Origin of the sequence: Plantactinospora sp. WMMB334 (genome assembly GCF_049179095.1) — a bacterium.
Lineage (GTDB): Bacteria > Actinomycetota > Actinomycetes > Mycobacteriales > Micromonosporaceae > Plantactinospora.
The window spans coordinates 838,152-861,337 of record NZ_JBMHME010000002.1; the positions used below are offsets into that span (position 1 = coordinate 838,152).

Sequence of the window (23,186 nt, forward strand, 5' to 3'; positions counted from 1 at the left end):
CGGCTGCGGGCCGTCCCCCGACGCGGGGCGAGCCGGCTCACCGACGGGCGGGCCGGCCCGGTCGGCTCACTCCGGGACGCGCCGGTAGGCACCGTCGCTGGCCGAGGTCGCCATCGAGGCGTACGCGCGCAGCGCGGCGGATACCGGCCGGGACCGGTCAACCGGGGTGTACGGCCGCTCCCGCTTCTCCTGCGCGATCCGGCGCGCCTCCAGCACCTCCGGCGCCACCGCGAGCGCGATGCTCCGGCCCGGGATGTCGATGACGATCTCGTCGCCGGGCTCGACCAGTGCGATCAGCCCGCCACCGGCCGCCTCCGGTGAGACGTGCCCGATGGAGAGCCCGGAGGTGCCGCCGGAGAAGCGGCCGTCGGTGATCAGCGCGCACTCCCGGCCGAGCCCGCGGCCCTTGAGGAACGAGGTGGGGTAGAGCATCTCCTGCATCCCCGGCCCGCCCTTCGGGCCCTCGTAGCGGATCACCACCACGTCTCCGGCGACGACCTGCTTGCCGAGGATCGCGTCGACGGCGGCCTCCTGCGACTCGTACACCTTGGCCGGGCCCCGGAAGGTGAGGCACTCGGCCGGCACCCCGGCGGTCTTGACCACCGCGCCCTCCGGGGCGAGGTTGCCGTGCAGGATCGCCAGCCCGCCGTCGGCGGTGTAGGCGTGCTCCCGGTCGCGGATGCAGCCCCCGGCCGCGTCGGTGTCCAGGGTGGACCAGCGGTTGGCGGTGGAGAACGGCTCGGTGGTGCGCACCCCGCCCGGGGCGGCGTGGAAGAGGTCGATCGCCTCGCGGCTCGGGCTGCCGCCCCGGACGTCCCAGGCGGCCAGCCAGCCGTCCAGGTCGGCCGAGTGCACCGCGTGCACGTCCCGGCGCAGCAGCCCGGCCCGGTCCAGCTCGCCGAGGATCGCCGGGATGCCGCCGGCCCGGTGCACGTCCTCCATGTGGTATTTCGGCGAGTTCGGCGCGACCTTGGCCAGGCAGGGGACGCGGCGGGAGATCTCGTCGATGTCGGCGACGCCGAAGTCGAGCTCCGCCTCCCGGGCGGCGGCAAGCAGGTGCAGCACGGTGTTGGTGGAGCCGCCCATCGCCACGTCCAGGGCGACCGCGTTCTCGAACGCGGCCCGGGAGGCGATCGCGCGCGGCAGCACCGAGGCGTCGTCCCCGGCGTACCAGCGGTTGGCGATCTCCACGACGAGCCGGCCGGCCTGCTCGAAGAGCGCCCGGCGCGCGGCGTGGGTGGCCAGCGTCGAGCCGTTGCCGGGCAGTGCCAGGCCGATCGCCTCGGTGAGGCAGTTCATCGAGTTGGCGGTGAACATGCCGGAGCAGGAGCCGCAGGTCGGGCAGGCGGAGCGCTCGATCGCGCCGAGCTGGTCGTCGGTGACCGCGTCGTTCGACGAGGCGATCATCGCGTCGATGAGGTCGATCTTGTCGTGCACGATGCCCTCGATCGCCACCGTCTTGCCGGCCTCCATCGGCCCGCCGGAGACGAAGACGGTCGGGATGTCGAGCCGGAGCGCGGCGAGCAGCATCCCCGGGGTGATCTTGTCGCAGTTGGAGATGCAGACCAGGGCATCCGCGCAGTGCGCGTTGACCATGTATTCGACCGCGTCGGCGATCAGCTCCCGGCTCGGCAGCGAGTAGAGCATGCCGCCGTGCCCCATCGCGATGCCGTCGTCGACCGCGATCGTGTTGAACTCCCGGCCGACCCCACCGGCCTCCGCCACCGCGTCCGCGACCAGGCCGCCGAGATCCTTGAGGTGCACGTGGCCGGGCACGAACTGGGTGAAACTGTTGGCGATGGCGACGATCGGCTTGCCGAAGTCGTCGTCGGTCATCCCGGTCGCCCGCCACAGGGCGCGGGCACCGGCCATCGTCCGGCCGTGCGTGGAGGTCTTCGACCGCAGCTCAGGCATCTGACCAGTGTGGCACTCCCGCCCACACCCCGCCGCCCCCGAGCCCCACCCCGCCCAACCACCGGGACACCGAAGGTGTAAGGAAGGGCCCCCGCTACAACAGAAAACGATAAGCGGGGGCCCTTCCTTCCCCCGATGCCCGAATGGGCGGGTTGTGCCTCTGATCGAGTAACCGGCGCGCGCTCCCCCATGGAGTGGGGTCGATCCGGCAGAGTGAACGCGTGCAACTCGCCTCCGGTGTGTCGGTCCTCGCCGTGGTGACCGGCCTTGCGTCCAGCTTCGGGCCGGTCATGCTGGCGTTCTCGGCGCAGCGGCACGCCGGCGCGCGCCGGGTCGGCTGCTGGCTGCTGGCCGCCGGCGGTGCGCTGGCGGCGGCAAGCGCCGGCCTGGGGATGTTCGTGGTGGTCACGCTCGCCGATCAGTGGAGCCGGGAGCAGGACCAGCGGACCGCGCTGGGCACCGTCGTCGCCGCCGGGATGGCGGCGGGCGCGGCGCTGCTCTGCGCCGGCCTGCTCCGGTTGCCCGGTGTCGCCGAGAGCGGTGCGGCGGTCCTCCGGCTGGTCCTGGACGGGCTGGTGATCGGGGCGGCGCTCTGGTTCGTCGGCTGGGTACTGCTCGCCGAGCCGACCCGGGTGCTCGGTGACCTGACTCCGCGAGGTTGCCCGGCGATCCTGACGGCGACGGTCACGGCGGCGGTGGCGGTGGGACTGGCCTTCATCGTCGGCGTCCGGGTCCGGGCGCCGAGGGGCGGGCTGTTGCTGGCCGGCGCGGGAGTGATCGTGGTGGCCGGGGGCGGGCTGGCCATCTCGGCCGGGGTCTCCCAGGCCGGCCCGGTGGTCGCGCTGGTCGGTGCGGTGCTGCTCCCGTTCGGGCTGCTGATGATCGCCCTTGCCGGGCGGGCGTCGGCACCGGTGGGGGGTCCGGACGGCGACCTCATCCGGCGGGGTACGTCGTACGCCTTCCTGCCGATGGTGGCGATGGCGGTCTCCGCCCTCTACCACCTGGTGGTCGGCGGCAACTTCACGATCTTCGCGGTGGTGGCCGGCATCGTGGAGGGGTTCGCGCTGGTCTTCCGGCAGTCCCTGGCCCTCAACGACGTACGCGCCTACGCCGGGCGGCTCGCCGAGCGGGAGGCGCACTTCCGGGAGCTGGCGCACACCGACCCGCTGACCGGGCTGGCCAACCGCCGGGGCCTGCTCCGGGCGGTGCAACGGCAGGCCGGCGGGGAGGAGCCCTGCGTGCTGCTCGGCCTGGACCTCGACGGCTTCAAGAACGTCAACGACATGCGCGGGCACGACGTCGGTGACGCGGTGCTGATCGAGGTCGGGCGGCGGCTGCGGAGCAACCTGCGCCCCGGTGACCTGGCGGCCCGGCTCGGCGGCGACGAGTTCGCGGTGCTGATGCGGGGCCGGCCGGCCGAGGCGGAGCGGGTCGCCGAGCGGCTGCTCGGGGTCGTCGGTTCGGCGTACCGGCACGAGCTCGGGTCGGTCTTCCTGTCGGTGAGCATCGGGGTGGCCGACGGTGCCGAGGCGGCGGACGTGGAGACCCTGCTGCGCAACGCCGACCTGGCCCTGCGCTACGCCAAGCAACGCGGCAAGAACCGCGTCGAGCGGTACGACGTGGCCTACGACAACCTGCTCCGCCGGCGCACCACGCTGGAGCACGAGCTGCGGGGCGCGATCGAGCGGGACGAGCTCTACCTGGCCTTCCAGCCGGTGGTGGCGGTCCCCTCGGTCCGGCCGGTCGGTGCGGAGGCGCTGCTGCGCTGGCACCACCCGGAGTTGGGCAACGTGGGGCCCGACGAGTTCATCCCGCTCGCCGAGGAGTGCGGGATGATCGCCAAGCTCGGCGCCTGGGTGCTGCACCGTGCCTGTCACCAGCTCTCCATCTGGCTCGCCGCCGGGCACGACGTCTGGGTCTCGGTAAACGTCTCGCCCCGGGAGCTGCACGCCCCGGAGTACGTCGTCCAGGTCACCGAGGCGCTGCGCGCGCACCGGGTGCCGCCGCAGCGGCTGGTGCTGGAGGTGACCGAGCACGCCGTGGCGACCGACCTGGACGAGCTGATCCGGCGGTTGCGGACGTTGCGGCGGACCGGGGTGCGGATCGCGCTGGACGACTTCGGCGCCGGCTACTCGTCGCTGGGGCAGCTCCGTCGGCTGCCGCTCGACATCCTCAAGATCGACCACAGCCTGGTCGCCGGCCCGGAACCGGTACGGCCGCCGGGCGGCCCGGCCTTCGCCCCGATGGTCGACGTGGTGATGCGGCTCGGCCACCAGCTCGGCCTGGAGGTGATCGCCGAGGGGGTGACCAACCCGACCGAGCTGGCCGCCGTGGTCGAGGCCGGCTGCCGCTTCGGGCAGGGCCAGCTCTTCGGCTGGGGGGTGCCGGCCGAGCACCTGGAGGCGATGCTGGAGGCGGCCAGCCCGCCGGAGGGGAACGGGTCGGAGTCGCCCATCCCGGGGGCCCCGGGCGGCGGGGCGGCCGACGGCACCCCGGGGGGCCGGGGCGGCGGGGCGGCCGACGGCACTCCGGGGAAGGGGCCGAACCGCACCGCCGGCAACCGGGCGGCACCCCGGCAGCGCCGGCCGAACGACACGGGTCCGAAAACGGATTCGGCCCAGAATGCGGGATCAGTTGACTCAGGGCGTGAGATGCGTCAGGCTTAGCCGCATGTCTGTGACTAGGTCCTTTCGAGTACTTATCTGAGCGCACTCTCGACTCTCGAGAGTGCGCAGGCCCCGTGCATCCGGCACGAGGGCCGTTTTTATTGGCCACGTACCTCGTTGGCAGGGCGGTCACCCTCGTCGGGCGTACCGGACCCTGCCGGTTCGTGCGGCCGGCCCGCCGGAGATCGCCAGCCGGGGCGGGGCCCGCTCGCACCCCACTGCCTCGAAAGACCACTGCTCCGAGCCGAAGGCCTGAATAGCCATGACGAGACCCACGCCCGAGACCCTCGCCAACAGCGCGCGCCGGCACCGCTCCGCCGCTGCGGCCGAGGGCGGCAGCGACCCCTCCGACCAGTTCCCCCGCCGGCTCCGCCCCGGTGCCCAGCCGGCCGGCGAGCACTCCGGTCCGCCCGGTGAGCCGGCCGCCCGCACCGTCGCCGGTGCCGGCCAGGTGGTGGCGCCGGTCCAGGTCAGCGGGGCCGGTTCGCTGGTGAAGTCGCTGGAGGCGCTCGGCGTCGAGGTCGCGTTCGGCATTCCCGGCGGGGCGATCCTGCCGGCGTACGACCCGCTCTACGACTCGGCGGTCCGGCACATCCTGGTCCGGCACGAGCAGGGTGCCGGGCACGCCGCCACCGGCTACGCGCAGGCGACCGGCCGGGTCGGTGTCTGCATCGCCACCTCGGGGCCGGGCGCCACCAACCTGGTCACGCCGATCGCGGACGCGTACATGGACTCGGTGCCGATGGTGGCGATCACCGGTCAGGTGGCGCGCCCGGCGATCGGTACGGACGCCTTCCAGGAGGCCGACATCCAGGGGATCACCCTGCCGATCACCAAGCACAACTTCCTGGTGCAGACCGCCGAGGAGCTCCCGCGGATCCTGGCCGAGGCGTTCCACCTCGCCGCCACCGGCCGGCCCGGCCCGGTGCTGGTGGACATTCCGAAGGACGTCCTGCAGGCGCAGACCACCTTTTCCTGGCCGCCCACCCTGGACCTGCCGGGCTACCGGCCGACCCTGCACCCGCACGGCAAGCAGATCCGTGAGGCGGCCCGGCTGATGACCACGGCCCGCCGCCCGGTGCTCTACGTCGGCGGCGGCGTGCTCAAGGCCGGCGCCACCGATGGGCTGCGCAAGCTGGCCGAGCTGACCGGCATCCCGGTGCTGACCACGCTGATGGCCCGGGGCGCCTTCCCGGACTCGCACCCGCAGCACCTGGGCATGCCCGGCATGCACGGCACGGTCGCCGCGGTCTACGCCCTGCAGAAGTCGGACCTGATCGTGGCGCTGGGCGCCAGGTTCGACGACCGGGTGACCGGCAAGCTGGACTCGTTCGCCCCGGGGGCGGCGATCGTGCACGCCGACATCGACCCGGCGGAGATCGGCAAGAACCGCGCGGCCGACGTGCCGATCGTCGGCGACGCCAAACACGTGATCGAGGAGCTGATCGAGGCGGTCCGGGCGGCCACGACGGGACATCCGGCGGCCGACCGGACGGAGTGGTGGGCGCAACTCGACGACCTGCGGGAGCGCTATCCGCTCGGCTACGACGAGCCGACCGACGGCACCCTGGCCCCGCAGTACGTGATCGAGCGGCTGGGCGCGATCGCCGGCCCGGAGGCGATCTACGTCGCCGGGGTCGGCCAGCACCAGATGTGGGCCTCCCAGTTCATCTCCTACGAGAAGCCGCACACCTGGCTCAACTCCGGCGGCCTCGGCACGATGGGCTACGCCGTGCCGGCGGCGATGGGTGCGAAGGTCGGCAGGCCGGAGGCCACGGTCTGGGCGGTCGACGGTGACGGCTGCTTCCAGATGACCAACCAGGAGCTGGCGACCTGCGCCCTGGAGGGGATCCCGGTCAAGATCGCGGTGATCAACAACGGTAACCTGGGCATGGTCCGGCAGTGGCAGACGCTCTTCTACGGCGAGCGCTACTCCAACACCGAGCTGGGCACCCACAAGCACCGCATCCCCGATTTCGTCAAACTGGCCGAGGCGCTCGGCTGCGTCGGGCTGCGCTGCGAGAGCAGGGCCGACGTGGACAAGACCATCAAGGCGGCGATGGAGATCAACGACGCACCCGTGGTGATCGACTTCGTGGTCGGCAAGGATGCCATGGTCTGGCCGATGGTGGCCGCCGGCACCAGCAACGACGAGATCATGTTCGCCCGTGGGGTCCGCCCCGCCTTCGACGACGACGAGCTGTGAGGCAGTTGGAGATGAGCAGGCACACGCTGTCCGTGCTGGTGGAGAACAAGCCCGGTGTCCTGGCCCGGGTGAGCGGACTCTTCTCCCGCCGGGGATTCAACATCGACTCGCTCGCCGTCGGTGAGACGGAGAACCCGGACGTCTCCCGGATCACCATCGTGGTCAACGCGCACTCCTCGCCGCTGGAGCAGGTGACCAAGCAGCTCAACAAGCTGGTCAACGTGCTGAAGATCGTGGAGCTGGACCCGTCGGTCTCGGTCGCCCGGGAGCTGGTGCTGGTCAAGGTCCGGGCCGACCGCTCGCAGCGGGCCCAGGTGCTGGAGACGGTGAACCTGTTCCGGGCCCGGGTGGTGGACGTCGCACCGGACACCCTCACCATCGAGGCGACCGGCACCGTCGACAAGCTGGACGCGCTGCTGCGCGATCTCGAACCGTTCGGAATCAAGGAAATGGTGCAGTCGGGTCTGGTGGCGATCGGCCGGGGCTCCCGCTCGATCACCACCGGTTCGGCGCTGCGGGCCGCCTGAGCACGGCGGATGCCGCACAACGATTGGCAACGGCGGGCCCGTCCGGGTCGCGCCGCAGGAGAGGAAAGTCATGACCGCTGAGGTGTTCTACGACGACGACGCCGACCTGTCGCTCATCCAGAGCAAGAAGGTCGCGGTGCTCGGGTACGGCAGCCAGGGCCACGCCCACGCGCTGTCGCTGCGCGACTCGGGCGTCGACGTGGTGATCGGTCTGCCGGAGGGCTCGAAGAGCCGGGCCAAGGCGCAGGAGCAGGGCCTGCGGGTGCTGACCCCGGCCGAGGCGTCGGCCGAGGCCGACGTGATCATGGTGTTGGCGCCGGACACCGCGCAGCGGTCGCTCTACGCCGAGGCCATCGCGCCGAACCTGAGCGCGGGCAAGGCGCTCTTCTTCGGCCACGGCCTCAACATCCGGTACGGCTTCATCACGCCCCCGGCCGACGTCGACGTGGCGATGGTCGCCCCGAAGGGCCCGGGTCACCTGGTCCGCCGGCAGTACGTCGACGGCAAGGGCGTGCCCTGCCTGGTCGCGGTGGAGCAGGACGCCACCGGCACCGCCTTCCCGCTCGCGCTCGCCTACACCAGGGCGATCGGCGGCACCCGGGCCGGTGCGATCCGCACCACCTTCAAGGAGGAGACCGAGACCGACCTCTTCGGCGAGCAGGCGGTGCTCTGCGGCGGCGCCTCCGCGCTGGTGCAGACCGGTTTCGAGGTGCTGACCGAGGCCGGCTACGCACCCGAGGTGGCGTACTTCGAGTGCCTGCACGAGCTGAAGCTGATCGTCGACCTGATGTACGAGGGCGGCATCGCCCGGATGCGCTACAGCGTCTCCGACACCGCCGAGTACGGCGACTACTCGCGCGGCCCGCGCGTGGTCGACGCCCGGGTCAAGGACGAGATGCGTAAGATCCTCTCGGAGATCCAGTCCGGCGAGTTCGCCCGGGAGTGGATCGCCGAGGACGACGCGGGCCGGCCGAACTTCACCAAGTGGCGGGCCGAGGGTGCGGCGCACCCGATCGAGGAGACCGGCAAGAAGCTGCGCGGCATGATGAGCTGGGTCGACCGGCCGATCACCGAGACGGCCTGACGCGGCGGGCCGCTCCGGGTCGGCGCGTGCCGGCCCGGGGCGGCACCCGCGAGCGGGAGATCCACTGCGTTACCGGATCTTCCCCCGGCGCGTTACCGGATCATTGCCATTCCACGTCCAATCGGTGCGTCCGGGATCGTGGTCAGGAAATGGCCGGCGGTTACGCGCCGTTAATGCGTCCGCTCGGGTACTGTCGCCGCATGCGTCTGGAGCAATCGCACCGCACCGAGCGTTTCGGCGCCGTTCGCATCCACGAACTTCAGCGTGTCCTACAGCTGGACTCGGGAGACGCCACGGGGTCCACCAGCGAGGGGATCGTCTCGCAGGCGGCGATGCGCGCGATCGAGCGGCAGATGGTGATAGTCATTCCCTGCATGAATGAGACACGCAGAGTAATCGAAGGCGTGCTCTCGGGGATACCGCACGACTGCCTGATCGTGTTGGTCTCGAACAGCGCCCGACATCCGGTCGATCGCTACGAGATGGAGGCGCAGACCCTGGAGCAGCACTGCCGGGTGACCGAGCGGCCGGCGGTGATGGTGCACCAGCGGGACCCGGGACTGGCCGCCGCGTTCAAGGCCGCCGGCATGCCCGAGCTGATCGACGACGCCGGGCTGGTCCGGGCCGGCAAGGGCGAGGCGATGCTGATCGGCATGGCCGTCGCCGCGCTGACCGGCCGGAAATACCTCGGCTATATCGACGCTGACAACTATGTGCCGGGTGCCGTGCACGAGTACGTCAAGGTGTACGCCGCCGGCCTGCACCTGGCCGCCAATCCGTACGCGATGGTCCGGATCTCCTGGCACTCGAAGCCGAAACTCCGGGACGGCCGGCTCTTCTTCAGCCGGCGCGGCCGGAGTTCCGAGATCACCAACGAGTTCCTCAACCGGCTGGTGGCCGAATACTCCGGCTTCGGGACCGAAGTGATCGCCACCGGCAATGCCGGCGAACACGCCCTCAGCCTCGACCTCGGGCTGCGGATGCGGCTGGCCGGTGGCTTCGCCGTCGAGCCGTTCGAGTTCGTGGAGCTCTTCGAGCAGTTCGGCGGGTTGCTCGACACCGCGCATCCAGAGGTGATGACGAGTTCCGTCCCGGTGCTCCAGATCGAGACCCGCAACCCGCACTTCCACGACAACAAGGGCGAGGACCACGTGCAGGGCATGCGGATGCAGGCGCTGAACGTGCTCTACCACTCGCCGGTCTCGCTGCCCCCGGTCCGCCAGGCGATCCTCGACTTCATGGTCGCCCAGCAGGCGCTCGCCCCCGGCGAGGAGCCGCCCCGGGAGCGGATCTACCCGCCGGTCGGCTCGCTCGCGCTGGACCTGCTCCGCGACGTGCTGGAGTCGGAGGCGGGCACCTTCCGCCAGCTCGGCACCCGCTCGCTTGTCGCCCAGCCCAGGTCGCACCCCGAGTGGCCCGAGCACCACGTGGCCGTCTCGGGCTGACCGCTCCGCCGGCCGGGGGCGGGCACGCCTCGGCGCCGGGGTCCGTCGGTCGGGGCGGGCACGCTGCGGCGCAGGGTCCGTCGGCCGAGGCGCACGTCGGGGCGTCGGCCGGGGTGTGCCGGGTGTGGCCGCCCGGCGGCGCCGGCCGGTGTCGCCGCGGGAGCGGGCCGGTGGCCGTGCGGGACCGGGCCGGTGGCCGTGCGGGAGCGGGCCGGTGGCCGTGCGGGAGCGGGCCGGTGGCCGTGCGGGAGCGGGCCGGTGGCCGTGCGGGACCGGATCTGTCGGGTTTCCGCGCCGGTGCGCAGGTGGGGAAGGCTTGTGAGGGCACTCACGCGCATCCACCCCGCACGGTGCGCAGCAGGACGCCTACGATCGGCAGGAAGGTGCTCCGCACCGTGCGGCCGTCGTCCCGTTGGCCCGCACGTCGCTGACGCACCCGTTTGGCGCAAGCGCGGGACGCAGTGCGGCGCCCACGTGGCCACAGACCTCGCCCTGACGACACATACGAGGACCAATGACTCCCGTCGTACTGATCGCTGAAGAGCTCGCTCCCGCCGCCATCGATGTGCTCGCGCACGACTTCGACGTACGCCACGTCGACGGTACCGACCGCCCGGCCCTGCTCAGCGCACTCGCCGAGGCCGACGCGGTCATCGTACGCAGCGCCACCCAGATCGATGCCGAGGCCATCGCCGCAGCGCCCCGGCTCAGGGTGGTCGCCCGGGCGGGCGTCGGGCTCGACAACGTCGAGGTGGCGGCGGCGACCGCCCGGGGCGTAATGGTCGTCAACGCGCCGACCTCCAACATCGTCTCCGCCGCCGAGCAGGCGGTCGCGCTGCTGCTGGCGGTCGCCCGGAACACCGCCAGCGCCAGCGCCGCGCTGAAGGCGGGGGAGTGGAAGCGGTCCAAGTACACCGGCGTGGAGATCCAGGGCAAGACCGTCGGCGTGGTCGGGCTGGGCCGGATCGGCGTGCTCTTCGCGCAGCGCATCGCGGCGTTCGGCACCCGGATGATCGCGTACGACCCGTACGTGCAGCCGGCCCGGGCGGCGCAGCTCGGCGTACGCCTGGTGGGGCTGGAGGAACTGCTCCGGGAGAGCGACTTCATCTCCATCCACCTGCCGAAGACCCCGGAGACGGTCGGCCTGCTCGGCGAGAAGGAGCTCGCCATGGTCAAGCCCGGCGTCCGGATCGTGAACGCCGCCCGGGGCGGGCTGATCGACGAGCAGGCCCTGGCCGACGCGATCGCCGAGGGCCGGGTCGGCGGTGCCGGCATCGACGTCTACGCCAAGGAGCCCTGCACCGCCTCGCCGCTCTTCGCCTTCGACAACGTGGTGGCCACCCCGCACCTGGGTGCCTCGACCGCCGAGGCGCAGGACAAGGCCGGCCTCGCGGTGGCCCGCAGCGTGAAGCTCGCCCTGCAGGGCGAGTTCGTGCCGGACGCGGTGAACGTGCAGACCGGCGGCGTCGTCGCCGAGGACGTCCGGCCGCTGCTGCCGCTCGCCGAGAAGCTGGGCAAGGTCTTCACCGCGGTGGCCGGCGGCGTCGCCGCCAGCGTGACCGTCGAGGTACGCGGCGAGATCGTCTCGCACGACGTCTCGGTGTTGAAACTGGCCGCCACCAAGGGCCTCTTCACCTCCATCGTGGAGGAGCAGGTGAGCTACGTCAACGCGCCGCTGCTCGCCGCCGACCGGGGCGTCACGGTGGCGCTGACCACGCACGTGGAGACCATCGACCACCCGAACCTGGTGACCGTGCGCGGTGCGCTGCCGGACGGGCGTACCGTGTCGGTCTCCGGCACCGCCCTGCACACCGGCACCCGCGACGTGCTCAAGCTGACCGAAGTGGACGGCTTCGACCTGGAGCTCGGCGCGGACGGGATCCTGCTCTTCTTCCGCTACGGCGACCGGCCGGGCGTGGTCGGCGCCATCGGTTCGATCCTCGGCGAGGCGGGTGTCAACATCGCGGCGATGCAGGTGGCCCGGCGGGAGGCCGGCGGCGAGGCGCTGATGACCCTGACGGTCGACTCGGCGACCGCGGCGGAGCTGCTCAGCTCGGCGGCCGACTCGATCGGTGCGGTCGCGGCGAGCGCCGCGGACCTGCGCGACGACGAGGCGTGACGGCGGCGTGGCGGTTAGCTGACCGGCGGTAGCTGACCGGCGGTGGCCCACCGGCGGTGGCCGACCGGCGGTGGCTGACCGGCGGTGGCTGACCGGCGGTGGCTGACCGGCGGTGGCTGACCGGCGGTGGCCGACCGGCGGTGGCCGACCGGCGGTGGCCGACCGGCGGTGGCCGACCGGCGGTGGCCGACCGGCGGTAGCCCTCCGGTGACCGGAACGGGGCGGTCGTCCCTGCACCGCCCCGTTCCGGTCAGCCGCTCACCCTGGTCGGCGGCGGATAGACCGAGCCGTCCTGTGGGTCGAGCAGCATCAGGCCGTGTTCCGCGGCCAGCCGTTCGATGTCGAGGAGCACCTCGTCCGCACAGGACTCGGTCAGGTTCATCTCGACGTGGTCGGTGGCGACGTGCAGGGGAGTCACCGCCCACGGCGTGTCCGGCCCCGGCCGGTCCGGATATCCCGCGGTGATCGCCCGGTAGAACGACGATATCCGTGGCGCCGGTCGGCCCTCGGTATGGTGGCCCTGCCGGCACCGGCCGTGGGCCGCGCGTACGTCTTCGGCGGCGGCGTCCGGCGCGAGCGCCCACACGATCAGATCGAAGCTCACGCCGGACTCCCGTACGCCGCGTCGGTTGACAGATCAGCACTCATGGGCGTACAGGGTGCCACTTGCGCGGGGCAGCGTCGCAACATGGGCCGCCGACACGCGGACGGGCGACTCTTGCGGGGACTTGCATGCGGTCGATAGCGTATTGACGCGGATACCCGGCGAGTTCCTGGGCGTGGACTCGTCTTCGGGTGATGAGGCGTCGCGCCGGCCGGGTAGCCAGCACCCCCGTGTGCGCGAGCCACGCGCACTCGTCGCTGATCGGCCCCCGCGATCGTTGCCGAGATCGCGGGGGCCGATCGCGTTCACGGCTGCGCGGCATGCCCCCCGTTGAGGTGTTAGGAAGGGCCCCCGCTACAACAGAAAGCGATAAGCGGGGGCCCTTCCTTACAGGGCTTCGTAGCCGTCGGGGGTGGGGAACCAGGCGAGGCCGGGTCTGCCGGCGGCGAAGAGGGCGGTGGCGTAGCCGTCGGCGATCGAGAGGTCCGGGCCGATGACCGTGGCCGCGACCAGTTTGTCGGCGGGCTGGCCGGTGTGCGGGTCGACGACGTGGTCGCGCCGGCCAGCCACCCCGGAGGTGCCGATCGCGCCCGAGGTCATCTCCAGCATGGTCGGCTGCCGGTCGGCCCGGGTCGGGTGGTGCACCGCGATCCGCCAGGGGCCGCCGTGCGGCGCGTGGCCGCGTACCGTCAGGTCGGCGCCGCTGATCACCGCGTAGTCCTCGATGCCGGCGGCGCGCAGCCGCGCGGCGGCCCGCTCCACCGCCCAGCCCACCAGCAGCCCGCCGGGGTCGAAGCCGCCGGGGACCGCCCAGGCGTCGAACCAGCCGTCCGTGGCGGCGCGCATCGCGGCGCACCGGGCGACGATGTCGGCGAGCGGCGGGTAGGCGTCCGCGGAGATCTCGCCCCGGCGCAGCCGGGAGACCAGGCTGGCCGGCCGGACCGGGCTGTAGGTGAGGTCGATCGCCCGCAGTTCGGCGACGGCGTCCCGGAGGGCGTTGCCGACCTCGCGCCAGCCGGTGGCGCCGATCCCGTTCAGCACCAGCGTGTATTCGGCGATCGAGGTCTGTACGGTGTGCCGGGCGACCACCCGGTCGGTCAGCACCCCGCCCGGCCGGACGTTGCGCTGGCCCGCGCCGAGCCGCAGGTCGGGCCGTCCCCGGCCCGTGGCGGGGGTCGGCGGCAGGCTCCGGCTACGCTGGCCCCGTCCCCGGCCGCTTCCCGGGATTCGCATGTTCGTCCCCTGGATCCGCACGTTCCGCCCCCTGGATCGCGTCTGGATTCCGCCCCGGGACATCCCACCCCGCCCGGGGCCTCCGCGCTCACCGTAGGCAGCGAAGATGGTGGGAGCATGAGTGCCCGCTGAGAAGCTCCTGTGCAGTTCGTTGTCCATATGCTGGGAGCGGCGTACCGGGAGCCGGGACGGTCCCTTAACGTTCCTTAGACACGACGGAGGCAAGGGAGCTGGGGACGTGGCGGTGGCGCGGATCGCGGTGGTGGCCGGCGACGGGATCGGGCCGGAGGTGGTCGCGCAGGCCCGCAAGGTGCTCGACGCCGTGCTGCCCGGAGTCGAGGCCACCGAATACGACCTTGGCGCCGCACGTTACCACCGGACCGGTGAGGTGCTGCCCGACTCGGTCCTCGCCGAGTTGGCCACGCACGACGCGATCCTGCTCGGGGCGGTCGGCGATCCCACGGTGCCGCCCGGCGTGCTGGAGCGGGGCCTGCTGCTCAAGCTCCGTTTCGAGTTCGACCAGTACGTCAACCTCCGGCCGTCCCGGCTCTGGCCCGGCACCAGCGGCCCGCTGGCAAGCGTCAAGCCGAACGAGATCGACCTGGTGGTCGTCCGGGAGGGCACCGAGGGCCTCTACGCCGGTGCCGGCGGCACGCTGCACCGCGACAGCCCGGCCGAGATCGCCACCGAGGAGAGCCTGAACACCCGGCACGGCGTCGAGCGGGTGATCCGGGACGCCTTCGCCCGGGCGGGGCGCCGCGAGCGCCGCAAGGTCACCCTGGTGCACAAGACCAACGTGCTGACCCACGCCGGCTCGCTCTGGGCCCGGACCTTCGCCGCGGTCGCCGCCGGGCACCCGGAGATCGAGACGGAGTACCAGCACGTCGACGCCGCCGCGATGTTCCTGGTCACCCAGCCCCAGCGGTACGACGTGGTGGTCACCGACAACCTCTTCGGGGACATCCTGACCGACATCGCCGCCGCGGTCACCGGCGGGATCGGGCTGGCCGCCAGCGGCAGCATCAACCCCGAGCGGGCGTACCCGTCGATGTTCGAGCCGGTGCACGGTTCGGCGCCGGACATCGCCGGCCAGGGCGTGGCGGATCCGGCCGCTGCGGTGCTCTCCACCGCGCTGCTCCTGGACCACCTCGGCCACCCCGAGGCGGCCCGCCGGGTAACCGAGGCGGTCGCCGCCGAGCTGGCCGCCCGCACCTCGGGCTCGCCGCGGCGCACCGCCGACATCGGAGACCGGCTCGCCGCGCACGCGGCGTCCTGATCGATCCCCGCACGCGGCGTCCTGATCGATCGCCGTATCGGGCGTCCCGGGCGATCCCCGGCGGCGGACGCCGTTTTCGGGGGAAGTGCGGGTGGTGCGGCTCGCCGGTCGACCGGAGGGTCGAGATTTTAACGACCGTTCGGGTAGGTTTTCAGGCACGACTCCCATCCCGGCCCGCCCGTGCCCGGGCGCCGGCCCACTTCCTGGAGGTCAGCACGATGAGCGGTGGTGACAAGCTCGACTTCGAGATCCGTCCGAATCCTCAGCCGGTAGCCGCCGCCGAGCGCGCGGCGCTGATGGCCAACCCGGGATTCGGTCGGATCTTCACCGACCACATGGTCACGATCCGGTACGCCGAGGGCAAGGGCTGGTACGACGCCCGGGTCGAGGCGCGAACACCGATCCCGATGGACCCGGCGAGCGCGGTGCTGCACTACGCCCAGGAGATCTTCGAAGGGCTGAAGGCGTACGCCGCCGTGGACGGCTCGGTGACGATGTTCCGGCCGGACGCCAACGCGGCCCGGTTCAACGAGTCGGCCCGCCGGATGGCCATGCCCGAGCTGCCGGAGATGGTCTTCCTGGACTCGCTGCGGCATTTGGTGGAGATCGACCGGGCCTGGCTGCCGATGTCGGAGGAGGGCAGCCTCTACCTGCGGCCGTTCATGTTCGCCAACGAGGTCTTCCTCGGGGTCCGCCCCTCCAACGAATACCTCTACGTCGTGATCGCGTCGCCGGTCGGCTCCTACTTCGCCCGTGGCGTGCAGCCGGTCGACGTCTGGGTCTCGCCCACCTACACCCGCGCCGCGCCCGGCGGCACCGGCGAGGCCAAGTTCGGCGGCAACTACGCCGCCTCCCTGGTGGCCCTGGCGGAGGCGACCGACCACGGCTGCGACCAGGTGGTCTTCCTCGACGCCGTCCAGCGCCGGTACGTCGACGAACTCGGCGGCATGAACATCTTCTTCGTCTACGACGACGGCACCCTGGTCACCCCGCCGCTCGGCGGCACCATCCTGCGCGGCATCACCCGGGACGCGCTGATCACGCTGATCCGGCAGTCCGGCGGCACCGTCCTGGAGCGGCCGGTGGCCTTCGACGAGTGGCGGGCCGACGCCGCCAGTGGCCGGCTGCGGGAGGTCTTCGCCTGCGGCACGGCCGCGGTGATCACCCCGATCGGGCAGGTGCGCCACCCCGACGGCGAGTTCCGGATCGCCGACGGCAGTCCGGGGGAGGTCACCATGCGGCTCCGGCAGACCCTTGTCGACATCCAGCGGGGCCGGGCCGAGGGCCCCGACGGCTGGATCCAGCGGATCGGCTGAGCGCCGGCACGGCGGTAAGCCGATCCGGGCCGGTGCGACGGTAGCCAACCCGGGCCGGCGCGGCGGTCGCTAATCCAGCAGGTGGCCCCGGAGGGCGTCGATCCGCTCCGGGGCCAGGCCGGCGCCGATCAGATAGTCCGGCACCGATCCGTGCCGGTCACGCAGCTCGCCGAGGAAGAGGATCATCGCCTCGGCCGGCGAACCCAGGAACGGCGCCGGCAGCGGCGCCGCCTCCGGCATGCTGCTGGCCAGCCACTCGCTGAACCGGGCCGAGGCGGCGGTGCTCCGGGCGTAGTCCTCGGCGATGTCGGAGTCGGCGACGCCGAGCAGCGACAGGGTCAGCGCGCAGACCACGCCGGTCCGGTCCTTGCCGGCCACGCAGTGCACCAGCACCGGGGCGGCCTCGGCGTCGGCGACCACCTCGATCGCGGCGACCAGCCCGGCGGCACCGGTGGTGGCGAGGTCGCGGTAGCGGTCGGCGAGGTAACGGGCCATGCCGAGGTCCTCGGAGTACGCCGACTCCTCCCAGAGGGCGTGCTCCGGATGGATGTGCTGGTAGACCAGTCCGTCATAGGCCGGGACCCGGCCGTGCAGGTGCACCTCGGAGGGCCGGCGCAGGTCGATCACGGTGCGGATGCCGAGCGCCCCGAACGCCTCGCGGTCGGCACCGTCGATCCGGTGCGGCGAGTCGGACCGGTAGAGCCGCTGACGGCGGACCGGCCGGCCGTCGAGCCCGGGGACGCCACCGACGTCCCGGAAGTTGAAGAGCGTCTCGAAGGCCGTCGTACGAGCCGAAGTCAGATCCACACGCCCACCGTAGTGGGTGCGAGAAAGGCGTCCGCCCACCGCTTCGCATGGTGGACGGGGCTCATCCTGACCGGCCCCGGAGACGCCTGACCGGGCCCGGAGACGCCGCTGGCCGGCGGGGCGGGAAGCCCTGCCGGCCAGTCGACTGCGGGTCGCGCGTCACATGGCGCGGCCCGGCGGAACCGTCCAGCCCGACGAGCCGTACGTGCCGCCGTAGTAGCTACCGAGCTTCTCCCGGTAGGCCGGGTCCTCGTGGCCGGTGTCGTCGAACTCCGGAGCGGCCTTGATCTGGTCCTTGCTCCGGTCGACGTACACCTTCTGGCTGTCGTGGTCGACGTGGTTCACCACGCCGGCCGGCAACATGACCTTCTTGCCGAAGATCCACGGGCCGGTGTCGACCACCAGGTAGCTGGCGTTGACCTCGTGACTGGCGCCATCGATCTTGCCGATGCCGCCGTCGGTCGCCTCCACCTTGTAGCCCACCAGGTCGGCGCCGGTCACCCCGGCGTCGTCCCGGTAGCGCCACGGGTCGAACTCGCCCGAGGGCGTGCCGCCCGCGACGGCTCCACCGCCGCCATGGATCAGGGGATCCGGCGTCTGCTGCTGCGGGGTCGTCTGAGGATCGAGCCTGTCCACTGGCTATCACTCCTCTTCTCGACTGTCTCGACGTTCTCCGCTGTCGGCTGGGTCTGTACCCACGGTGGTCGATCCCTACACCTGGCGACGGTGGCCCCGGCACCCACCGGAGGGGGTGATCCCGCGATGTGGAATTCTTCTCCCACATCCTTGTGATCGTGGCAGAGTACGTTCCGTGACCTGCTCCGCCCTCATTATTGGCAGCTAGCGCGCCGGCATCCTCCCCGCCGAGCGCGCAGACCTCCCGCATTCGCGGGGGGTCATTTTGTTTGTCGGGCCAGGAGACGGGAGCAGGGGCCGCGCCCTTGACGAAGGAGATCAGATGACGTACCAGGTGTTCGACACGACGCTGCGCGACGGCGCCCAGCGGGAGGGGATCAGCTACTCGGTCGTCGACAAGCTGGCGGTGGCCCGGCTGCTCGACGAGTTCGGCGTCGGCTTCATCGAGGGCGGCTGGCCGGGTGCGATGCCGAAGGACACCGAATTCTTCCGTCGGGCCCGCACGGAACTGGAGCTCAGGCACGCCGTACTCGTGGCGTTCGGCTCCACCCGCAAGGCGGGGGTCGCGGTCGACGCCGACCCGCAGCTGCGGGCGCTGCTCGACGCGGAGACCCCGGCGGTCTGCCTGGTCGCGAAGTCCGACATCCGGCACGTCGAGCGGGCGCTGCGGACCACCCCGGCGGAGAACCTGGCGATGGTCCGGGACAGCGTGGCGCACCTGGTCGCGCAGGGGCGGCGGGCCTTCCTCGACTGTGAGCACTTCTTCGACGGCTTCCGGCACGACCCGGCGTACACGTCGGCGGTGGTGGAGACCGCCCTCGAAGCCGGCGCCGAGGTCGTGGTGATGTGCGACACCAACGGCGGGATGCTGCCGTCCCAGGTGACGGCGGCGATCGGCGCGCTGACCGAGCGGCTCGGGATCTCCCCGGCCCGGCTCGGCATCCACACCCAGAACGACACCGGCTGCGCGGTGGCGAACACCATCGCCGCGGTCGAGGCCGGGGTGCGGCACTTCCAGGGTACCGCCAACGGCTACGGCGAGCGGCCGGGCAACGCCGACCTCTTCGCCGTGGTCGCCAACCTGCAACTCAAGCTCGGGATGCCGGTCCTACCGGACGGGTGTCTCGGACAGATGGTGCGCGTCTCGCACGCCATCGCGGAGATCGCCAATATCGCCCCCGACACCCACCAGGCCTACGTCGGGGCCGCCGCCTTCGCCCACAAGGCGGGGCTGCACGCGAGTGCGATCAAGGTGGATCCGCTGCTCTACAACCATGTGGACCCGGCCGTGGTCGGGAACGACATGCGGATCCTGGTGACGGAGATGGCCGGCCGGGCCAGCATCGAGCTGAAGAGTCGCGAGCTCGGGCTGGACCTGGCCGACCATCCCGACGCCGCCGCGCGGGTCACCAAGCGGGTCAAGGAGATGGAGGCCGGCGGCTGGTCCTTCGAGGCCGCGGACGCCTCGTTCGAGCTGCTGGTCCGCGCCGAGCTGCCCGGGATGAGCGCACCCCGGCCGTTCGCGCTGGAGTCGTACCGGGTGCTGGTCGAGCACCGCGAGGACGGCGCGGTCGTCTCCGAGGCCACGGTGAAGCTCCGGGTACGCGGCGAGCGGGTGATCGCCACGGCGGAGGGGAACGGTCCGATCAACGCCCTGGACGAGGCGCTGCGGGTGGCGTTGCTGCGGCACTATCCGGAGCTGCGCGGCTTCGAGCTCGCCGACTACAAGGTGCGGATCCTGGAGGGCAGCCACGGCACCGGCGCGGTCACCCGGGTGCTGGTGGAGACGACGGACAGCGGCGGCGGGGACTGGACCACGGTGGGCGTGCATCCGAACGTGGTGGAGGCGAGCTGGCACGCCCTGGTCGACGCGCTGACCTACGGCGTCACGCGTACTCCGGCCGAGGTCTGAGGCGACGGCGTTCGTGCGGGGCGGCCCCGCCCGCGGTGACACACCCGCGGGCGGGGCCGCCCCTTTTCCGTGCCTCCGCGCTTTCCGTACGCGGCGGAAATAGAACGTGAATTGCGAGGGCGGTACGTAATGTCACTTCGCATTTTCGTGCCCGGTGACCGATCGTTGGTGAGCACGTTCCGGCACGCGTACGGGTGAAACCGCTATTGACCTGCTCCTTTGCTGAATGCTATCTTCGCTCATGGTTGTTGAGTGGCCACTCTAAGTAGTTGATGCTGGTGAGCGCGGGGCAATGAACGACGCGATCGGGCGTTCAACGAGCGAAACAATCGTGCGTCAAAGGCTGATGCAGGCCGCGTTCCTCGCCTGATCCATGACTGGGGGGTGTCCTTCGTGATTGTTGGGCGACGCCATTTCCGGTTGCGGGTCGGAGGACGCGGGCGTACCGGGACGGCAGGTCGGCACCAGATCTGACCGACTCCCACCGTCGTAAGACCATCACCATCCTGGGCAAAAGAAAGAGATGACGTCATGGCCAGAATCTTTGGACGCAAGACGGTCCTGCTCGCCGTGGGAGCGCTCGCGCTGACCCTGCTCGGCGGCGGTGTCGCTGTCGCCAAGCCGACCCCCGGCACCGATCCCGACGCGGTCCGGGTCGCCGGCAAGATGGTGGAGCAGCCACCGGTCACCCAGGCCGACATCGACCTGGCGAAGGCCGCCCTGAGGGACGGCGTGGGCATCCAGGCGTCGAGCGCGCAGCTCTTCGCCGTGGTCAGCGCCAACGGCGGCCTGATCCGGGGCAGCCAGGCCGTCTCGGCGACCTCGCTGGGTCTCGGCCTCTACCAGGTGGTCTTCGACGTGCCGGTGAACAACGGGGCGTTCGTGGGCACCATCGGGCTGACCGGCAGCGTCGGCACCTCACCCTCGGGCCTGATCTCCGTGGTCGGCCGGACCAACCTGGCGCAGGGCGTCTTCGTGCAGACCTGGAACGCCTCCAACCAGCCGGCCAACCGGAGCTTCCACCTCGGAGTGTTCCTTCCCTGATACCCCCGGTGCCCGCCGGCCTCCGTGTCTTCCCGAACAGACACGGAGGCCGGCGGCGTCCGGTGGCCCGCCCGCCCGATCCCTGATCGGCGGCAGCCGGATCACCCGCCGGGGCGGGGCGCCGGCAGGGTCAGTTCGGCCAGCACGGCACGGTGGTCGGAGCCCGGCAACCCCCACACCGCGACCCGATCCACGGCGATCCGCCGGTCCAGCAGGACATGGTCGATGGTGACCGGCGGGATCGGGTCCCCGTCGTACGGCCCCCAGGTGCCGGCCAGGCCGGCCCCGACCGCGTCGGCGGCGTCGACGTACCCGGTCGCCAGCAGATCGCGCAGCGGGGAGTGGTCGAGGGTGGCGTTGAAGTCGCCGGCCAGGATCCGCAGCGCTCCCTCCGGAGTGGCCGGTGGCTGCGCCCGCAGGTCCGCCCGCCACTCCGCCAGCCAGTCCAGGCTGGCGGGAGCCATCGGATGTGCCGACTCCACCAGCACCGCCGGCCCGGCCGGTGGCAGGACCGTCGCGTACGCCTGGGAGAAGCCGCCGGAGTTGCGGCGGGTCCCGGCGTCCCGGAGCGGATGCCGGGAGTAGAGCGCGGACCCGGTCGTCCCCACCTCCGGGTTGACCTGCCGGTGCGGCAGCAGCTCGGCCAGGCCGAGCCGGTCCAGCGACCGCTCGGCCGCCGGAGTGAACTCCTGCAACGCGAGCACGTCGACCGTCGAGGCCCGGACCAGGCCGACCAGCGGGGCCGGGTCGGCCGTCCCGGCGAGCAGGTTGGCGGTCAGCACCCGCAACGCCGTCCCGCCCGCGGCCGGTCGTGGATCCGGCAGGGCGCGGGGCAGGACCAGTGCCACCAGGACGGCCACGGCGGTCGCGGCGGCGCCCGCCGCCGCCCAGCGCCGGACGGCCAGGGCCACGCCGAGCGGGACCAGGCTCCCGGCCGCCACGTACGGAGTGAATGCCAGCAGTTGCACCAGCGGCCCCCGCTCCACCCCGGCGACCCGGATCGACGCCCAGCAGAACGCCGGTACGACAAGCGCCCAGCAGAGGCCGGTCAGCAGCGCCCGGCGGTGCCCCCGGGACCGGGCCCCGGACACCGGCTCCCGATCGAGATCCACACTCATGCCGGCACGTTAGCCGCCGGGTGTGCGGGGCCGGTGAAGAAGCCGTGCGGGTGTTCAGCCCGGGGTGGGCCAGGTGCTGGTGAGCACCCCGGTCAGCGCGTCGTACCGGTGGACCGTCGTCCGGTGCGGCCGCACCGTCCCGTGCTCCTTCACCTGGATGACCAGTACGCCGATCTTCACGTGGTCCCGGCTGACGACCGAGCGCCACGGCACGCCGTCCCGGGCGACGTCGACCTGATGCGAGAAGTCGCCGTCCGGGGCGGTGATCGAGTAACGGGGCCCGGCCGGCGGGTCGATGTCGAGCCCGCCGTCGGCCCGGATGGTGAGGGTGACGACCAGGTTGCCGTCGAGGTCGTGGATCCGCGCCGGGTCACCGGCGTGGTAGCGGCTGCGACCCTGACCCTGGACGTCCATCCCGTTGTAGAAGGTCCTGCCCCGCGCGTCGACCCAGAAGTGCGGCACGTGCGCGCGGGGCGCGCCGCGGCTGGCGCCGGGGTAGTAGGCGAGGTGCCAGTGCGGCGGGTTGTCCGGGTGCAGCACGTTGTTGGTCTCGAAGCCCATCAGCGAGAAGAAGTGCCCCCTGCGGCGGGCCTCGGCGACCAGCCCGGAGTCCCGTAGCACGGCCTCGCCGGCGACCATGTAGTTGATCACGGAGGCGGCCTGGGCCGCCGGCCACCCGTCGCCGCTCCACGGCCCGGCCATCCGGTCCGGGTCGTTGTGCTCGATCCGCCAGTGCAGCCCGCTGGCGGTGGAGGGGCTCAGGATGCTCCAGACCTGCAGGGTCGCCTGGTTGGCGTTTGCCGAGGGCCAGGTCACCGGGACGTCGAAGCTGATCCGGTACGGCGCACCCGGGTGCCGGCGTACCGGCAGGCGGGTGTCGGTGGCGACCACCGAGCCGATCCAACTCCCGGGCCAGTCGACGGTGACCGTCACCGCCTCGCGGCGCGGCCCCCGGATGAAGGAGTAGTACTCCGCCCGGCTGGCCACCTGGTGCGCGGCGCCGGGAACGAGCTCGTAGCCGGCGGGCAGGGTGATCTCGGGCGTGCCCGACTCGCCGGGGATCGCCTTCACCAGCCGGAACCCGGCGTAGCTCGGCGGGGGACCCTGGTCGGGCGCGGCGAGCGCGGGTGTCGCGAGGGCCACCGCCGAGACCGCCGGCAGCAGGAGCGCCGCCAGTAGGCGCGTCCCCCGGCGTCCCAGCGACACGGTGCCTCCCGGATTCGTCTCGTCCCGGCTTCATCGACCGGTTTGCGTGGCACCGATCCTATTGGTACCGGAG

Annotated in this window: 17 protein-coding genes; 10 read left to right on the plus strand and 7 right to left on the minus strand. The window is 72.2% G+C overall.

Features of this window, described 5'->3' with window-relative positions; translation table 11 throughout:
- Nucleotides 1-66 precede the first annotated feature (66 nt).
- A complete protein-coding gene (gene ilvD, locus ACN27G_RS03570) occupies nucleotides 67-1,914 on the minus strand; it encodes a dihydroxy-acid dehydratase (protein WP_421491352.1) in 1,848 nt (615 codons plus the stop codon).
- A gap of 290 nt (nucleotides 1,915-2,204) precedes the next feature.
- On the opposite strand from ilvD, the gene ACN27G_RS03575 reads away from it, so the two are divergent.
- From ACN27G_RS03575 to serA, 6 genes are all read left to right on the plus strand, one after another.
- The gene (locus ACN27G_RS03575; protein ID WP_421497216.1) at nucleotides 2,205-4,580 is read left to right on the plus strand and encodes a putative bifunctional diguanylate cyclase/phosphodiesterase; all 2,376 of its coding nucleotides are present in this window, start codon (nucleotides 2,205-2,207) and stop codon (nucleotides 4,578-4,580) included.
- A gap of 262 nt (nucleotides 4,581-4,842) precedes the next feature.
- The gene (locus tag ACN27G_RS03580) at nucleotides 4,843-6,786 is read left to right on the plus strand and encodes an acetolactate synthase large subunit (RefSeq protein ID WP_421491353.1); all 1,944 of its coding nucleotides are present in this window, start codon (nucleotides 4,843-4,845) and stop codon (nucleotides 6,784-6,786) included.
- Between the two features lie 11 nt (nucleotides 6,787-6,797).
- Nucleotides 6,798-7,313 (plus strand): acetolactate synthase small subunit, encoded by a 516-nt coding sequence (gene ilvN / locus ACN27G_RS03585; RefSeq protein ID WP_421491354.1) that lies wholly within the window; start codon nucleotides 6,798-6,800, stop codon nucleotides 7,311-7,313.
- Nucleotides 7,314-7,383: 70 nt separating this feature from the next.
- The gene (gene ilvC / locus ACN27G_RS03590) at nucleotides 7,384-8,397 is read left to right on the plus strand and encodes a ketol-acid reductoisomerase (RefSeq protein WP_421491355.1); all 1,014 of its coding nucleotides are present in this window, start codon (nucleotides 7,384-7,386) and stop codon (nucleotides 8,395-8,397) included.
- A 200-nt stretch (nucleotides 8,398-8,597) separates the two neighbouring features.
- Entirely contained in the window at nucleotides 8,598-9,842 is a 1,245-nt protein-coding gene (mpgS, locus tag ACN27G_RS03595) for a mannosyl-3-phosphoglycerate synthase (RefSeq protein ID WP_421491356.1), read from the plus strand.
- Nucleotides 9,843-10,356: 514 nt separating this feature from the next.
- Nucleotides 10,357-11,961: a phosphoglycerate dehydrogenase gene (gene serA, locus ACN27G_RS03600; protein WP_421491357.1), complete on the plus strand. Its 1,605-nt coding sequence runs from the start codon at nucleotides 10,357-10,359 to the stop codon at nucleotides 11,959-11,961.
- A gap of 250 nt (nucleotides 11,962-12,211) precedes the next feature.
- Here serA and ACN27G_RS03605 read toward each other — a convergent pair whose 3' ends face one another.
- Together ACN27G_RS03605 and ACN27G_RS03610 are read right to left on the minus strand one after the other, a co-directional pair.
- On the minus strand, nucleotides 12,212-12,565 hold the full coding sequence (locus ACN27G_RS03605) for a hypothetical protein (protein ID WP_421491358.1): 354 nt from the start codon (nucleotides 12,563-12,565) through the stop codon (nucleotides 12,212-12,214).
- A gap of 387 nt (nucleotides 12,566-12,952) precedes the next feature.
- Nucleotides 12,953-13,798 carry an FAD:protein FMN transferase gene (locus ACN27G_RS03610; RefSeq protein WP_421491359.1) on the minus strand — a complete coding sequence of 282 codons (846 nt, stop codon included), beginning with the start codon at nucleotides 13,796-13,798 and terminating at the stop codon, nucleotides 12,953-12,955.
- A 244-nt stretch (nucleotides 13,799-14,042) separates the two neighbouring features.
- On the opposite strand from ACN27G_RS03610, the gene ACN27G_RS03615 reads away from it, so the two are divergent.
- Both ACN27G_RS03615 and ACN27G_RS03620 read left to right on the plus strand, forming a co-directional pair.
- On the plus strand, nucleotides 14,043-15,074 hold the full coding sequence (locus ACN27G_RS03615; RefSeq protein ID WP_421497217.1) for a 3-isopropylmalate dehydrogenase: 1,032 nt from the start codon (nucleotides 14,043-14,045) through the stop codon (nucleotides 15,072-15,074).
- Nucleotides 15,075-15,292: 218 nt separating this feature from the next.
- Nucleotides 15,293-16,390: a branched-chain amino acid aminotransferase gene (locus ACN27G_RS03620; protein WP_421491360.1), complete on the plus strand. Its 1,098-nt coding sequence runs from the start codon at nucleotides 15,293-15,295 to the stop codon at nucleotides 16,388-16,390.
- A 69-nt stretch (nucleotides 16,391-16,459) separates the two neighbouring features.
- Here ACN27G_RS03620 and ACN27G_RS03625 read toward each other — a convergent pair whose 3' ends face one another.
- Entirely contained in the window at nucleotides 16,460-17,191 is a 732-nt protein-coding gene (locus ACN27G_RS03625) for a tyrosine-protein phosphatase (protein ID WP_421497218.1), read from the minus strand.
- Between the two features lie 165 nt (nucleotides 17,192-17,356).
- Entirely contained in the window at nucleotides 17,357-17,833 is a 477-nt protein-coding gene (locus tag ACN27G_RS03630; RefSeq protein ID WP_421491361.1) for a PRC-barrel domain containing protein, read from the minus strand.
- A 322-nt stretch (nucleotides 17,834-18,155) separates the two neighbouring features.
- On the opposite strand from ACN27G_RS03630, the gene cimA reads away from it, so the two are divergent.
- Together cimA and ACN27G_RS03640 are read left to right on the plus strand one after the other, a co-directional pair.
- The gene (cimA, locus tag ACN27G_RS03635) at nucleotides 18,156-19,745 is read left to right on the plus strand and encodes a citramalate synthase (protein ID WP_421491362.1); all 1,590 of its coding nucleotides are present in this window, start codon (nucleotides 18,156-18,158) and stop codon (nucleotides 19,743-19,745) included.
- A gap of 531 nt (nucleotides 19,746-20,276) precedes the next feature.
- On the plus strand, nucleotides 20,277-20,789 hold the full coding sequence (locus tag ACN27G_RS03640; RefSeq protein WP_421491363.1) for a hypothetical protein: 513 nt from the start codon (nucleotides 20,277-20,279) through the stop codon (nucleotides 20,787-20,789).
- Between the two features lie 101 nt (nucleotides 20,790-20,890).
- On the opposite strand, the gene ACN27G_RS03645 is transcribed toward ACN27G_RS03640, so the two are convergent.
- Nucleotides 20,891-21,880, minus strand: a complete 990-nt coding sequence (locus ACN27G_RS03645; RefSeq protein WP_421497219.1) for an endonuclease/exonuclease/phosphatase family protein — start codon at nucleotides 21,878-21,880, stop codon at nucleotides 20,891-20,893.
- A gap of 81 nt (nucleotides 21,881-21,961) precedes the next feature.
- Entirely contained in the window at nucleotides 21,962-23,113 is a 1,152-nt protein-coding gene (locus tag ACN27G_RS03650; RefSeq protein ID WP_421491364.1) for a hypothetical protein, read from the minus strand.
- Nucleotides 23,114-23,186: the final 73 nt, after the last annotated feature.